13 protein-coding genes are annotated in these 13,693 nt (G+C 68.2%); 1 reads left to right on the top strand and 12 read right to left on the bottom strand.

Annotated elements, in window-relative coordinates; all coding sequences use genetic code 11:
* Positions 1-6: 6 nt before the first annotated feature.
* From paaD to ASE66_RS10935, 10 genes are all read right to left on the bottom strand, one after another.
* The gene (paaD, locus tag ASE66_RS10975; RefSeq protein ID WP_057189650.1) at positions 7-510 is read right to left on the bottom strand and encodes a 1,2-phenylacetyl-CoA epoxidase subunit PaaD; all 504 of its coding nucleotides are present in this window, start codon (positions 508-510) and stop codon (positions 7-9) included.
* 10 nt (positions 511-520) lie between these two features.
* Positions 521-1,288: a 1,2-phenylacetyl-CoA epoxidase subunit PaaC gene (gene paaC, locus ASE66_RS10970; protein WP_057189649.1), complete on the bottom strand. Its 768-nt coding sequence runs from the start codon at positions 1,286-1,288 to the stop codon at positions 521-523.
* Positions 1,288-1,572 carry a 1,2-phenylacetyl-CoA epoxidase subunit PaaB gene (gene paaB / locus ASE66_RS10965; RefSeq protein WP_038360406.1) on the bottom strand — a complete coding sequence of 95 codons (285 nt, stop codon included), beginning with the start codon at positions 1,570-1,572 and terminating at the stop codon, positions 1,288-1,290. The genes paaC and paaB overlap by 1 nt, the downstream gene beginning before the upstream one ends.
* Before the next feature lie 24 nt (positions 1,573-1,596).
* Positions 1,597-2,601 (bottom strand): 1,2-phenylacetyl-CoA epoxidase subunit PaaA, encoded by a 1,005-nt coding sequence (gene paaA / locus ASE66_RS10960; RefSeq protein WP_057189648.1) that lies wholly within the window; start codon positions 2,599-2,601, stop codon positions 1,597-1,599.
* A 28-nt stretch (positions 2,602-2,629) separates the two neighbouring features.
* A complete protein-coding gene (gene pcaF / locus ASE66_RS10955; RefSeq protein WP_057189647.1) occupies positions 2,630-3,835 on the bottom strand; it encodes a 3-oxoadipyl-CoA thiolase in 1,206 nt (401 codons plus the stop codon).
* Between the two features lie 389 nt (positions 3,836-4,224).
* On the bottom strand, positions 4,225-5,547 hold the full coding sequence (locus ASE66_RS10950; protein ID WP_057189646.1) for an HlyD family type I secretion periplasmic adaptor subunit: 1,323 nt from the start codon (positions 5,545-5,547) through the stop codon (positions 4,225-4,227).
* Complete coding sequence (locus tag ASE66_RS10945) at positions 5,544-7,298, bottom strand: type I secretion system permease/ATPase (RefSeq protein ID WP_057189645.1); 1,755 nt, start codon at positions 7,296-7,298, stop codon at positions 5,544-5,546. Before ASE66_RS10945 ends, ASE66_RS10950 begins: the two co-directional genes overlap by 4 nt.
* 16 nt (positions 7,299-7,314) lie before the next feature.
* Positions 7,315-7,542, bottom strand: coding sequence for a hypothetical protein (locus ASE66_RS32040; RefSeq protein WP_156412102.1), 228 nt, complete (start codon positions 7,540-7,542; stop codon positions 7,315-7,317).
* A gap of 179 nt (positions 7,543-7,721) precedes the next feature.
* Positions 7,722-8,759 (bottom strand): Gfo/Idh/MocA family protein, encoded by a 1,038-nt coding sequence (locus tag ASE66_RS10940; protein ID WP_057189644.1) that lies wholly within the window; start codon positions 8,757-8,759, stop codon positions 7,722-7,724.
* Between the two features lie 5 nt (positions 8,760-8,764).
* Positions 8,765-9,577, bottom strand: coding sequence for an HpcH/HpaI aldolase family protein (locus tag ASE66_RS10935; RefSeq protein WP_057189643.1), 813 nt, complete (start codon positions 9,575-9,577; stop codon positions 8,765-8,767).
* Between the two features lie 125 nt (positions 9,578-9,702).
* Between ASE66_RS10935 and ASE66_RS10930 the strand changes: the two genes are divergently transcribed.
* The gene (locus ASE66_RS10930; RefSeq protein WP_057189642.1) at positions 9,703-10,836 is read left to right on the top strand and encodes a mandelate racemase/muconate lactonizing enzyme family protein; all 1,134 of its coding nucleotides are present in this window, start codon (positions 9,703-9,705) and stop codon (positions 10,834-10,836) included.
* Between the two features lie 8 nt (positions 10,837-10,844).
* On the opposite strand, the gene ASE66_RS10925 is transcribed toward ASE66_RS10930, so the two are convergent.
* The gene (locus ASE66_RS10925) at positions 10,845-11,900 is read right to left on the bottom strand and encodes a LacI family DNA-binding transcriptional regulator (RefSeq protein WP_057189641.1); all 1,056 of its coding nucleotides are present in this window, start codon (positions 11,898-11,900) and stop codon (positions 10,845-10,847) included.
* Positions 11,900-13,624 carry an L-arabinonate dehydratase gene (araD, locus tag ASE66_RS10920; RefSeq protein WP_057189640.1) on the bottom strand — a complete coding sequence of 575 codons (1,725 nt, stop codon included), beginning with the start codon at positions 13,622-13,624 and terminating at the stop codon, positions 11,900-11,902. The genes ASE66_RS10925 and araD overlap by 1 nt, the downstream gene beginning before the upstream one ends.
* Between the last annotated feature and the right edge of the window lie 69 nt (positions 13,625-13,693).

The raw sequence follows: 13,693 nt of genomic DNA, 5'->3' as shown, positions 1-13,693 counted from the left end.
GGGTCCTCAGATGCTCTTGAAGTAGTCGAAGGGTTCGAGACAGTCGGTGCAGCGGAAATGCGCCTTGCAGGGCGTCGAGCCGAACTGGCTGACGCGCTCGGTCCTCTGCGAACCGCAGCGCGGGCAGGACACAAGCAGCGGCACCAGCGCCCCGGCGCAAGCAGCCGTGCCTTCGACCGGCGGCGCGATGCCATAGTCGCGCAGCTTGGCGCGGCCTTCGGCGCCGATCCAGGCCGTGGTCCAAGCCGGCGACAATTGCCGCTTGAGCTTGATCTTCTCGATGCCGTGCTCGCGCAGGCCGCGCTCGATCTCGAAATTGATGACACCGGTGGCCGGGCAGCCCGAATAGGTCGGCGTCACCGTCACCTCCAGCAGATCGCCGGCCCAGGCGACGTCGCGGATGATGCCGAGATCGACCAGCGAGATCACCGGGATCTCGGGATCCGGAATCTCGCCGAGCCAGGACCAGATCTCGGCAATAGCCGGGCGCGACAGGGTGGCGGCGTCCATCAGCGCCTCCTCACCAGCCGGCGCCGGGATAGGCGCGCTGCAGGAACTGCATCTCAGCCAGGATGAAGCCGAGATGCTCGGAATGAACGCCGCGCCGGCCACCCTTCTGGGCGAATGTCTTCTCCGGCGCCTTCAAGGTAGCCTCGGCAAAAGTGCGCGTGACATGCTCCTGCCAGGCCGCTTTGAGCGAGCCGGGCTCCGGCGCGAGGCCTGAAGCCACCAGCTCCTCGTCGAGCGCATCGGCGATGAACATCTCGCCGGTATAGGGCCAGAGGAAGTCCACAGCCGCCTGCATGCGGGCGTGGCTTTCCGCCGTGCCGTCGCCGAGGCGGACCACCAGATCGGCGCTGCGTTCCAGATGATAGGCGACCTCCTTGGAAGCCTTCTCGGCGATCGCGGCGACGCGCTTGTCGGCCGAGCCGATCAGCGCCTTGAGCAGTGGCAGATGCCAGGCATCGAACAGGTATTGCCGCATCACCGTGCGGCCGAAATCACCATTCGGCTGCTCGACCAGGAGGAGATTGCGGTAGCCGGAAACGTCGCGCAGGAAAGCGATCTCATCGGATGTCCGGCCCTTGCCCTCGGCCTCAGAGGCGAGCTCCAGCCAGAGCTGGGTCTGGCCGATCAGGTCGAGCGCGGTATTGGCGAGCGCGATGTCCTCTTCCAGCGCCGGGGCGTGGCCGCACCATTCCGAGTTGCGATGGCCGAGGATCAGGCAGCTATCGCCCATGCGCAGCGCGAACTCGGCGATGGCCGGCGATGGGGCCAGGTCGCTCATCACATATGCCCCACTTCGTCCGGCACGTCGAAGAAGGTCGGGTGCCGATAGACCTTCGCATTGGCGGGATCGAACAGGGGACCCTTGTCGGAGGGCGCGCTGGCGACGATGTCGGCCGAGCGCACCACCCAGATGCTCACGCCCTCGTTGCGGCGCGTATAGACATCGCGCGCATTGAGGATCGCCATCTCGGCATCGGGCGCGTGCAGGCTGCCGACATGCCGGTGGTTGAGGCCGTGCTGGCCGCGGATGAAGACCTCCCACAGGGGCCATTCGCTCGACATCGTTTCGCTCCTTCCGCTGGCGCGCTATTCGGCGGCGATACGGGCGGCCTGGCGCCGTGCCGTCTGCTTGCTGGCATGGGCGGTGAGCCCGTCGCGGAACCAGGCGCCGTCGTTCCAGGCCTTGCGCCGCGCCTCCAGGCGCTCGCGATTGCAAGGGCCCTCGCCGGCGATCACTGCGAAGAACTCGTTCCAGTCCGGCTCGCCGAAATCATGGCCGCCCTTCGCCTCGTTCCAGGCCAGCACCGGATCGGGGACGGTGAGACCGAGGAACTTCGCCTGCGGCACGGTCTGGTCGACGAATTTCTGGCGCAACTCGTCATTGGAATCCTGCTTGATGTTCCAGGCCATCGACTGGGCCGAATGCACCGAGGCGTCGTCGGAGGGGCCGAACATCATCAGCGACGGCCACCACCAGCGGTCGAGCGCGTCCTGCGCCATCGCCTTCTGCTCTGGCGTGCCCTTGCTGAGCACGTTCATGATGTCGAAGCCCTGGCGCTGGTGGAAACTCTCCTCCTTGCAGATCCGCACCATGGCGCGGGCATAGGGCCCATAGGAGCAGCGCTGCAGCGGCACCTGGTTCATGATCGCGGCGCCGTCGACCAGCCAGCCGATCGCGCCGATATCGGCCCAGCTCAGCGTCGGATAGTTGAAGATCGAGGAATACTTCGCCTTGCCCGAGTGAAGCTGCTCGTACATCTGGTCGCGGCTGATGCCGAGCGTCTCCGCCGCGCAGTAGAGATAGAGGCCATGGCCGGCCTCGTCCTGGACCTTGGCGAGTAGGATAGCCTTGCGCTCCAGGGTCGGCGCGCGCGTGATCCAGTTGCCCTCCGGCAGCTGGCCGACGATCTCGGAATGGGCGTGCTGGCTGATCTGCCGGATCAGCGTCTTGCGATAATCCTCCGGCATCCATTCTTTGGGCTCGATCTTCTGGCCGGCATCGATGCGCTCCTGGAAGGCGCGCTCCTGCGGCTCCATCTCGTCGAGACTGCGGACACGCTTCGCCTCGGTCTTGACCATCTGGGCATACATCGGCTCGCCTCCTGTTCCGGTTCGCGCCTCAGACGCGCTCGAGGATCACTGCAATTCCCTGCCCCACGCCAACGCACATCGTGCACAGGGCGAAACGCCCGCCGGTACGCTGGAGTTGCCACATCGCCGTCGTCGCCAGCCGGGCGCCGCTCGCGCCCAGGGGATGGCCGAGCGCGATCGCGCCGCCATTCGGGTTCACATGCGGGGCATCGTCCGGCAGGCCGAGCTCGCGCAGCACGGCGAGCCCCTGCGCCGCGAACGCCTCGTTCAGCTCGATCACGTCGATCTGTGCGAGCTCCAGCCCGGCGCGCTGCAGCACCTTGCGCACCGCCGGCACGGGGCCGATGCCCATGATGCGCGGCGCGACGCCGGCAGCCGCCATGGCGACGACACGGGCGCGCGGCGTCAGGCCGTTCGCCTTCGCCGCCTGCTCGCTCGCGACGACCAGCGCCGCAGCGCCATCATTGACGCCCGAGGCGTTGCCGGCGGTCACGCTGAGATCGGGGCCGTTCACGCCCTTGAGCTTCGCCAGTTGCTCCAGTGTCACGTCGGGACGCGGGTGCTCGTCGCGGTCGACGACCAGAGGATCGCCCTTCCGCTGAGGCACGGATACCGGTGCCATCTCGTCGGCGAAGCGGCCGGCGGCCTGCGCGGCCGCCCAGCGCTGCTGGCTGCGCAGCGCGAACGCATCCTGGTCGGCGCGCGACACACCGAAATCCGCCGCGACATTGTCGGCCGTCTCGGGCATGGAGTCGATGCCATGCGCCTTCTTCATCTTCGGGTTGACGAAGCGCCAGCCGATGGTCGTGTCGTAGACCGCATTCGCGCGCGAGAAGGCGGCGTCGGCCTTCGGCATCACGAACGGCGCGCGCGACATGCTCTCGACGCCACCGGCGATCATCAACTCGCAGTCGCCGGCCCGGATCGAGCGGGCGGCCAGGCCGAGCGCATCGAGCCCGGAGCCGCAGAGCCGGTTGATCGTGCTGCCGGGAATCTCGACCGGCAGTCCGGACAAGAGCACGGCCATGCGTGCGACATTGCGATTATCTTCGCCGGCTTGGTTGGCGCAGCCGAGAATGACGTCGTCGACACCAGCCCAATCGACGGAAGGGTTGCGCTGCATCAGCGCCGTGAGCGGGATCGCAGCGAGGTCATCGGCACGGACGCTTGAAAGCGCCCCGCCATAGCGGCCAACGGGCGTGCGAACCGCATCGCAAATGAAGGCGTCCGCCACGATGGTTCTCTCCCCGAAATCTGCTGTTCGTTTTTATCAACCGACCGGTCGGTCATTTAATTGCACGAATTCCAACGGAGATCAACTGGTCGTCTCAGCAGGCATCTGCGCCTATCACTGCCGGTGACCGACGATCGCTTTGCCGAACGGGGCCGCGTGGGTCTCTGTCCGTGACCGAAAGGACGGGCTCTGCACCGCTGTCGAAACCAGACACCGCACTGTCGTCGCGGACCGCCCCCGTCGCCATTGAAAGCGCGTCGATGGGCACCTCGCCAAGACCGAAAACCTTGCCAGGCCGCTGGTGATGATCGATCGCGTCAGGTCGAGCCCATTGGAGAAGATTGGCTCCGCCCACTCCACAGGCCCGTGTTCGCCGGCGGCGCGCCCCCTCACCGCTCCCTGAAGGCTTTTGCGATCTGGTCCTTGAGAGGTTTGACGATGTATTCGAGCGGGGTCCGGTCCTCGGTCCGGACGAACACCTCGGCCTGCATGCCGGCGCTGACACGACTGTGGCCGAGGCGGGCGAATTCGGCGGCGGGGAGTGTGACGCGGATGGTGTAGAAGGTCACGCCGGTCTGCTGGTCGCGGCTGGTGTCGGCCGAGATGCGCGCGACCTTGCCGGCGAGCTCGGGCGTGGTGCGCTGGTTGAAGGCGTGGATCTTGACCCGCGCCTCCTGGCCGAGCGCGATCTGGTCGATGTCGGGCGGGTTGATCCGCGCCTCGACCTGGAGCCCATCCTCGGCCGGGACGATCAGCATGGCGGGCTCCGCCGGCGAGATCACCCCGCCGACCGTGTGCACGGCGAGCTGATGCACGAACCCGGCGCTCGGGCTGCGGATATCGATCCGCTTCATCTGGTCCTGCGCGGCGATGCGGCGCTCGACCAGCTCGGCACTCTTGCCCTGGATCTCGCGCAGCTCCTTCATCGCCTCCTCGCGCAAGGTCGCGTCGATCTGGATGATCTGCAGCTGTGTCTCGGCGATCTTGCCCTCGGCCTGCGCCAGCGCGGCGATGAGCTGGCCCCGCTGCCCTTCGAGATTGGCGGCCTCGCGCTCGAGCTGGGTCTTACGGCTGAGCGAGACCAGGTTCTTGGCGTAGAGCCCCCTGACGCCGCCCAGCTCCTCCTCGATCAGCACGGCCTGGCGGTCGCGGCCGCCTTGCTGGGCCTTGAGGCCGGCGATCTCATCGTGAAGCTGGCCGATGCGCTGGCGCAGTTGCGCCTTCTGGCCGTCGCGGGCCGCGCGTCTTGCTTCGAACAGGCTCTCCTCCGCGCCGATCAGCTCGGCGATCTCCGATCCGTGCCGGCGGGCGGTGAGCTCGGCGGCGACGGTGATGGCGTCCTTGCCCGAGCGCTCGGCTTCGACCCGGCCGCGCCTTGCGGCGAGCTCGTCGAGCTGCTTGGTCACGACCTGGAGATTGGCGCGGGTCACCGTGTCGTCGAGCCGGATCAACACCTGGTCCTGCTCGACCCGCTCGCCCTCGCGGACCCTGAGCTCGCCGACGATGCCGCCGGTCGCGTGCTGGACCTTCTTGACGTTACCGTCCACGACGAACTGGCCGCTGGCGACGACCGCGCCGGACAAGGTCGCCGCCACCGCCCAGACCCCGACGGTGCCGGCGAACAGGACCACGCCGACGCCGCCGGCGAGCGCGAGCTTGCGCAGGGAACGGCCGAAGCCCTGGTGCTCCGTTGAGGTGGCGCTCTCGCTCATGACGCCACCGCCGGCTGGCGCTGGCTGTTGTGCATGGCCTGCGGCAGTCCGCCCTGCTTCAGCACCTTCTGCAGGATCTCCTCCTTCGGGCCGATGGCCTGGATGCGGCCTTCCGTCATGATCGCGACATGGTCGACGCCGGCGATCGCGGTCTGGCGGTGGGTCACGACAATGACGATGCCGCCGCGCTCACGAATGCCGCGAATCGCCAGTGTCAGCGCTTCGTCGCCATCATGGTCGAGATTGGAGTTGGGCTCGTCGAGCACCACGAGGAAGGGCTCGCCATAGAGCGCCCGCGCCAGGCCGATGCGCTGGCGCTGGCCGCCCGAAAGGCTTGATCCGGCTTCGCCGATGCGGGTGTCGTAGCCCTGCTCGAGCCGCAGGATCAGCTCATGCGCCCCGGCTGCCTGTGCGGCCGCGACGATCGCCTCGTCCTGCGCACCTTCATCAAAGCGGGCGATGTTCTGGGCGACCGTGCCCTCGAACAGCTCGATATCCTGCGGGAGATAGCCGACATGCCGGCCGAGCTCGCTCGGCTCCCATTGGCCGAGCGCCGCGCCGTCCAGCCGGACCTCGCCCTTGAGCGGACGCCAGACCCCGACCAGCGCGCGAACCAGCGTCGACTTGCCGGATGCGCTCGGCCCGATGATGCCGAGGCCCTGGCCGGCCTTCAGCGTCAGCGAGGCGCCCTGCAGGATCGGCGCCTGCTTGCCCGGCGCCGCCACGATCAGCCCGTCGGCGGTGAGATCACGGCGCGGCGCCGGCAAAGTGGTGCGCTCGGCCTCGGTGAAGGCCGGCGAATCGAGCACCTGCCGCAGGCGCTTCAGACCCTGGCGCGCCGCGACGAAGCCCTTCCAGTGCGCGACGGCGATCTCGATCGGCGCCAGCGCACGCGAGGTCATGATCGAGGCGGCGATCATCGCCCCGCCCGAGATCTCGTTGTGCATGGCGAGATAGGCGCCCAGGCCCAGCACCGCCGATTGCAGCACCATGCGGAAGATCTTGGCGAAGGCGCCGATCCCGCTGGTCGCATCCGAGCCGGCGAGCCAGTCCTGGACATGGCGCAGGTTGAGCTCGCGCCATTTGCGCTGGAAGCTGGCGCCCATGCCCATCGCGGTCAACGCCTCGGCATTGCGCCGGCTGGCCTCGACGATCGCCTGCCGCGCCGCGCCGCTCATGAGCTGGGCCTGGGTCGCCTTGCGGCTCTTGAGTTCGGTCAGGAAGGTCAGGAGGACGATGACGAGGCCGCCGGCAACGACCAGCCAGCCGAGCCAGGAATGCAGGAAGAAGGTGACGGCCAGGAAGAGCGGCAGCCAGGGCATGTCGAGCAGCGCGGTCGGGCCGAGCGAGGACAGGAAGCCGCGGACCTGGTCGAGATCGCGGATCGGCTGCAGCGCCTGATCCGGGCGAAAGCCGAGCAGCGGCAGCTTCTGGGCCGCGGCGAAGGCGGCCGGCGAGACCGCTTCGTCGAAGCGCGCGCCGATCCGGGCGAGCAGCCTGACGCGGACGCCGTCGAGGAAGCCTTGCAGCACATAGGCTGCGAGCAGGAGCAGCGACAGGCCGATCAGCGTCTGGACGCTGCGCGAGCTCAGCACCCGGTCATAGACCTGGAGCATGTAGAGCGAGCCCGACAGCATCAAAAGGTTGATGATGCCGGAGAAGACGCCGATGACCACGAACGAGCCGCGGCAGGAAGCCAGCGCCGAAGAGACGACCGAGCCCTGAGCAGGAGATGAAGCCGGACGGCTCAATGCAGGAACTCACACATCAGGAGAAACAGGACGCCGAACGAGGCTGACTGCGTCCGGCCGGGAGTGATTCCGGACCGGAATGGCCGGCTTCCGGCCCCGAGCCTTCCCCAACGCCATTGTCGTGATCCGGCAGCAATTTGGCAAAAGACTGGACAGGATTGCCCTGACTCCCAGAATCGGCGAGGCCGCTGGCCGGGATGTCATCGTCGAAAGCACGCAGCTCGTTACCTGCATACTTCTGCATGGTACCCACTCAGCTCTCGCGCGCCAGCTCAGACGAACAGAAAATCGTCAGCATGGAGATTAGTCCTGCTGATGTTCTTCAGCATGATCGTGTTGTCAACGTCATAGGTGAGGAGCACGCCTGCCCACACCTGCGTCAATCCACCGCCGTTCTCGCTGAAGAGGGGTGCGGGGCCCGGCTCAGCCGAGCCCGGCCGTCTGCCCGATCCCGTAATTCGCGAGCAGGGCCGGCTCGCCGCTGCGGCCGGCAGCGTCGATCGCCAGGCACAAGGCCACAGCGTGGCGCGCCTCGGTGAGGCTCAATGTCTCCGGAGCCCCGCCAAAGGAGGCGAGCGCCCGCGCGAGGTTCTGTTCGAGCTCGAACAACTCGCCGGAGAAGGTGATGGCGCGCTCGCCGGCGTCGCTCTCACCGTCCGCCTGGACCCAGAGCGAGAAGCTCGGATGCTCGGCCCGGTCGAAGGCGCCGCTCCAGCTGGTGCGGATCGCGCCCAAGCTGCCGGCGATCTCGAGCAGGGAATGGTGCTGGAAGCCGGCAAGGCACTGCGTCACCAGGGCGGTCGAGCCATCTTGCCAGTCGAGCAGCGCCGAGAGCGTCTGCGGCATCGCCGAGCTGTCGCTGGCGCGTGCGGTCACGCGCTCGGGCAGGCCGTTCTCCCTCGCATACCACATCACGAGATCGACGAAGTGGACGAGCTCTTCCAGGCTGTAAGAGCCGACGCGCGCCTGATCCTGCCGCCAGCCGCCGGAGCCAGGCTTGAAGGGACGGCGGAACAGCGAGAGGTGCTGGTGGGTCACCCGCCCGATCTCATTGGCGGCGATGATCTCGCGCACCTGCCGCCATTGTTGCGACACCCGCAGCTCGTGATTGACCGCGACCTTGCGGCCGCTGGCCTGCGCCGCGGCGAGGACCGAGTCGCATTCGGCCAGCGTGGTGCCGAGCGGCTTTTCCAGGATGACGTGCTTGCCCGCCTTCAGCGCCTCGACAGCGTAGCGCGCGTGCAGGTGGTTCGGCGCCGTGATCGCGACGACGTCGAGCGGCAGGGCGATCAGGTCCTCGAAACTGCGCACGAGCACGGCCTCGGGATGGGCGGACGCGGCAGCCTGCGCCGTCGCGTCGCCATGGCAGAAGATGGCGGTCAGCTCCGCGCCCGGCAGCCGCGCGTAGACCTGCGCGTGCAGGCGCCCCCAGGCGCCGAAACCGGCGAGCCCGACCCGCATCGCGCTCAGCCCTTCTTGGTCGCGATGCCGTCGGCGACGCCGCGGAAGCGGGTCGCGGCTGCATCGGCGTTGCGCAGCAGCAGCGAGAAGTCATTGGCGACCGAGACGAAATCGAAGCCGGAGCGAATATGGCGCTCGGCGATCTCGTCATTGGGAGCGAGCGCGCCGACCGCCTTGCCGGACGGCCGGCAGCGCCTGAGCCCGTCCTCGATCGCTGCCGTCACGTCGGGATGGTTCGCCTGCCCGGGTAGGCCCATGCTGGCAGCAAGATCGCCCGGTCCGAAGAAGACGGCATCGACGCCGTCGACCGCCGCGATCTCCTCGCAGCGGTCGAGCGCTTCCTTGGTCTCGATCTGCACGATCAGGAAGAGCGACTGGCTCGCCTGCGCCGCATAATCCTTGAAGCGGGTATAGCGGCTGGCCCGGTGCATCGCCGCGATGCCGCGGATGCCGTGCGGCGGATAGCGCAACGACTGGACGGCGCGGGCGGCTTCCTCCGGCGTCTGCACGAAGGGCAGCATCATCGTGGCGATGCCGGCGTCGAGATGCTGCTTGATCAGCAGGGGATCGTTCCAGAGCAGCCGGACGATCGGGACGGTCGGCGTCGCGGCGATGGCGCGGCAATGCGCCATCGCGTCGTGCAGCGAGACCGGCGCGTGCTCGCCGTCGACCAGGAGCCAGTCATAGCCCGACCAGCCGAGCGCCTCCGTCGCATCGACGGAGTTCAGCATCGACCAGATGCCGACGAGCGGCCGGCCCTGGCGCATCGCCTCGCGGAACGGGTTCGGCCGGGTAGCGTGGATGTCGCTGGCGGTCATGTGCGTCTCTCCAGGAGATGGTTAGGTTTGTTTGGTTTGCGCGTCCGCAGGCCGCGCGAAAGGACTGGCGCATGGCCTCCAGCACGGTCTAAGCCGGCAGGAGGACGAGCCGGAGCGCGCTGGACATGGCCTACCCGTCGGATGAGGTCGTCATCGTCGCCGTGAGGGCGGTCGCGGTGCGCGCGCCGATCGAGACGCATGTGCGGACCTCCTTCGGCATCATGCGCGACCGGCCCGCAGTTTTCGTCGAGGTCGAGGACGACCGCGGCCAGCGCGGTCTCGGCGAGATCTGGTGCAACTTCCCCTCGGTCGGCGCCGAGCACAGGGTGCGCCTCGTACTGGAAACGGCGGGGCCGCTGCTGCGCGATCTCTCGCCGCTGCCGGTCGGCGACGTCTTCGCGACGCTGATGGGAAAGCTGCATGTCCTCGCCATCCAGTCCGGCGAATGGGGGCCGCTGCGCCAGGTCTGCGCCGGCCTCGACATCGCCTGCCATGATCTGGCGGCGCGGCGCGCGGGATTGCCGCTCTACGCCTATCTCGATGGCCAGGCGTCCGGCACCGTCGGCGCCTATGCGAGCGGCATCGGCCCGGAAGCACCGGCTGAGGTAGCAGCCCGCGAGCTTGCCCGAGGGCACGAGTGTTTCAAGCTGAAGGTCGGCTTCGGCACGGAGACCGACACACGCTCGCTCGACGCGATCCGTGGCGCGATCGGCAAACGCCGCCTGATGATCGACGCCAATCAGGGCTGGAGCCTCGACCAGGCCATCGCGCATGGCAGGCGCCTCGCCGATTACGGGCTGGACTGGCTGGAGGAGCCTTTGCGGGCCGATCGGCCGCTTGAAGAGTGGCGTGCGTTGCACGAGGCGATGCCGATTGCGATCGCGGCTGGCGAGAACATGAATGCGGTCCCGGAATTCGAGGCCGCCATCGCCTCGGGAATATTCCGCTTCCTGCAGCCGGACGCGGCGAAATGGGGCGGCCTCAGCGGCTGCCTGGCGGTGGCCAGGGCCGCCCGCGCGGCCGGCCTCGTCTACTGCCCACATTATCTCGGCGGCGGCGTTGGCCTCCTGGCCTCGGCCCATCTGCTTGCCGCCGCAGGCGGCGAGGGCATGCTGGAGATCGACAGCAACCCGAACCCGTGGCGCGACGATCTCATTGCGGATCTCATGCCGCTCGCGGGCGGCAAGGTGACGCTGAGCCAGCGACCGGGCATCGGCCTTGCCGACGACCTTGAGAGCATCGTCGCGCGCACGGCGTAGCGGAGGGCTCACGTGCTGCCCCGCCTCACGAGCTCGAAGCCGAGATCGTGAACGCCGCCGGTTGGCAGGCGGCCGGCGATGCGCTCGCGCAGCACCTCGGCGATTTTGAGGCCGATGGCCCGCCGCGGCAGGCTGACCGTGCTGAGGCCCGGCTCGCAGGCAGCGGCGAAGTCGACATCGCCGACACCGCAGATCTTCAGCCGGTCTGGCACGGACCAGCCGAGGCGCTGGGCCTCGAACAGGGCGCCGAGCGCCACGACATCGTTCGTGCACAGCACGGCGTCGACATCGGGATGGCCGGCGATCAGCTCGGCGAAGGCCTTGGCGCCTCTGACGGAGGTCGGAAGGCCGGGGAGCTGCACCTCCGCCGGAGGCTCAAAGCCGATACTCTGCGCCGTCTCGAAGAAGCCGGCACGCCTTGCATCGGCCCGGTAATCGCGCTGGTGCATGGCGCCGACGAAGCCGAGCCGCCTTGCGCCGCGCTCCTTGAAATGCCGGGCGACCGCGACGCCGATATCGCGCTGCGAGAAGCCGACGGCAGTGTCGATCGGATTGTCGGTCAGCTCCCACATCTCGACGATTGGCACGTCGGTATCGAGCAGGGCGCGCATCGCGCCGCGGCTGTGCCGGCAGCCGGTGATGACCAGCGCAGCCGGCGACCAGGCCAGCATCGAGGCGATCAGCCGCTCCTCGCTCTCCAGTTCATAATGGCTGTTGCCGATCAGGAGCTGGTAGCCGGCGCCGGCAAGGCCTTCCTCGATCGCCTCGAGCGTCACCGAGAAGAAGGCGTTGATCATCGAGGGGATGATCACGCCGATCGTCTTGCTGCGGGCGCTGGCCAGCGCGCCCGCCATCAGGTTCGGCCGGTAGGAGAGATGCTCGACCGCCGCCTCGATCTTGCCGCGGACCTGGGGCGAGACCAGCTCGGGCTGGCGCAGCGCGCGCGAGACGGTCGCGGTCGAGACACCGGCGATGCGCGCGACATCGGCCATGCGCGGGCGCGCCGTGCCGTGCCGCTCGCGTAGCGCCGGCTTCGTCCCGTCGGCTCCCTTCTCAGCCTTCATCAGAAGATGCCCGGCTCGGCCGTCGGCGGACCGTGTTCGAGGAAGTCGAAATCACAGCCCTTGTCGGCTTGCGTCACCGTGCGCTGGAACAGCATGCCGTAGCCACGGCCATAATGCGGCGGCGGCGGCTTCCAGGCGGCGCGCCGCCGGGCGAGCTCGGCCTCATCGACCAGCATGTCGAGGCGCCGGTTGGGCACGTCGAGAACGATCTCGTCGCCGGTCTGGACCAGCGCCAGCGGTCCGCCGACATGCGATTCCGGCGCAACATGCAGCACGCAAGTGCCGTAATGGGTGCCGCTCATGCGCGCATCGGAGATGCGGACCATGTCGCGCACGCCCTTGGCGAGAAGCTTCTTCGGCAGCGCCAGCGCGCCCCATTCCGGCATCCCTGGCGCACCGACCGGGCCGGCGCCGCGCAGGATGAGCACGCTGGTCTCGTCGACATCGAGGTCGGGGTCCTCGACGCCCTTGGCAAGGGCGGCAGGGCCGTCGAAGACCACTGCCCGTCCGCGATGGACCAGCAGCTCAGGCGTCGCCGCTGACGGCTTGATGACGGCTCCATCGGGCGCGAGATTGCCGCGCAGCACGGCGATGGCCGGAGCCTGGCTGACCGGGTTCGAGAGCGGCCGGATGACGTCCTCGTCGACGATCCGCGCTCGCTCCAGCGCCTCGCCCAGCGTCTGGCCGAGGACATTGCGGGCGCCAAGGTCGAGCCGGTCCTTCAACCGCGACATCAGTCCGCCGAGGCCGCCAGCGAAATAGAGGTCTTCCATCAGGTAGTTCCCCGCCGGGAAGACATTGGCGAGGATCGGGGTCTCACGCGCAACCGCATCGAAATCGTCGAGGGAGATCGACAAGCCTGCTCGCCGGGCGATGGCGATGAAATGGATCGCCGCATTGGTCGAGCCGGAAAGGGCGACATCGACATGCAGCGCGTTGCGCACCGAACCCTGCGTCAGCAATCGCGAGGGCTTGAGATCCTCCCAGACCATCTCGACGATCCGCTCGCCGCAGGCGGAGGCCATGCGGGTATGGGCGGAGTCCATGGCCGGGATGCTGGAGGCGAACGGCAAGGTCAGCCCGAGCGCATCGACGATGGAGGTCATCGTCGAGGCCGTGCCCATGGTGTTGCAGGTGCCGGGGGAGCGGGTCGAGATGCCCTCGATCTCGACCAGCTCGGTCTCGCTGAGCTTCCCGGCGCGGTACTCGTTCCAGTATTTCATGGTGTGCGTGCCGGCGCCGACGCGCGTGCCGCGCCAGCTGCTGTTGAGCATCGGGCCGGCCGGACAGAAGATCGCAGGCAGGTCCATGCTGAGCGCGCCCATCAGCAGGCCGGGCGTGGTCTTGTCGCATCCCCCGAGCAGCACGGCGCCATCGATCGGGTGCTGGCGCAGCAGCTCCTCCGCCTCCATGGCGAGGAAGTTGCGGTAGAGCATGGTGGTCGGCTTCACCATGACCTCGCCGAGCGACAAAGCCGGCAGTTCGACCGGGTGGCCGCCGGCGCGGATGACCCCGCGCTTCACCGCCTCGGCGCGCTCGCGCAAATGGGCGTGACAGGGGGAGAGATCGCTCCAGGTGTTCAGGATCGCGATCACCGGCCGCCCCATGAACTCCTCGCGGCGCAGGCCCATCTGCTGCATGCGCTGGCGATGGGCGAAGGCGCGCATGCCTTGCGCCGAATACCAGCGCGCGCTGCGCAATTCTTCTGGGCGGCGGGACGGCAACGGCGCGGACTCCTCGGCAAGGCGGGAAGTTAAATGACATCGCTTTCATGAGCCTGTCAATCAAACGAA

The sequence above is a fragment of the Allobosea sp. Root483D1 genome, from assembly GCF_001429505.1.
Lineage (GTDB): Bacteria > Pseudomonadota > Alphaproteobacteria > Rhizobiales > Beijerinckiaceae > Allobosea.
The sequence above is the reverse complement of the archived record's forward strand: the minus strand, read 5'-3'. Positions and strand labels throughout refer to the sequence as shown.

What these genes read in the sequence shown, in the direction of transcription:
- paaD (WP_057189650.1), bottom strand. Translation starts at nt 510, where the DNA reads ATGGACGCCGCCACCCTGTCGCGCCCGGCTATTGCCGAGATCTGGTCC.
- paaC (WP_057189649.1), bottom strand. Translation starts at nt 1,288, where the DNA reads ATGAGCGACCTGGCCCCATCGCCGGCCATCGCCGAGTTCGCGCTGCGC.
- paaB (WP_038360406.1), bottom strand. Translation starts at nt 1,572, where the DNA reads ATGTCGAGCGAATGGCCCCTGTGGGAGGTCTTCATCCGCGGCCAGCAC.
- paaA (WP_057189648.1), bottom strand. Translation starts at nt 2,601, where the DNA reads ATGTATGCCCAGATGGTCAAGACCGAGGCGAAGCGTGTCCGCAGTCTC.
- ASE66_RS10950 (WP_057189646.1), bottom strand. Translation starts at nt 5,547, where the DNA reads ATGAGCGAGAGCGCCACCTCAACGGAGCACCAGGGCTTCGGCCGTTCC.
- ASE66_RS32040 (WP_156412102.1), bottom strand. Translation starts at nt 7,542, where the DNA reads ATGCAGAAGTATGCAGGTAACGAGCTGCGTGCTTTCGACGATGACATC.
- ASE66_RS10940 (WP_057189644.1), bottom strand. Translation starts at nt 8,759, where the DNA reads ATGCGGGTCGGGCTCGCCGGTTTCGGCGCCTGGGGGCGCCTGCACGCG.
- ASE66_RS10935 (WP_057189643.1), bottom strand. Translation starts at nt 9,577, where the DNA reads ATGACCGCCAGCGACATCCACGCTACCCGGCCGAACCCGTTCCGCGAG.
- ASE66_RS10930 (WP_057189642.1), top strand. Translation starts at nt 9,703, where the DNA reads ATGGCCTACCCGTCGGATGAGGTCGTCATCGTCGCCGTGAGGGCGGTC.
- ASE66_RS10925 (WP_057189641.1), bottom strand. Translation starts at nt 11,900, where the DNA reads ATGAAGGCTGAGAAGGGAGCCGACGGGACGAAGCCGGCGCTACGCGAG.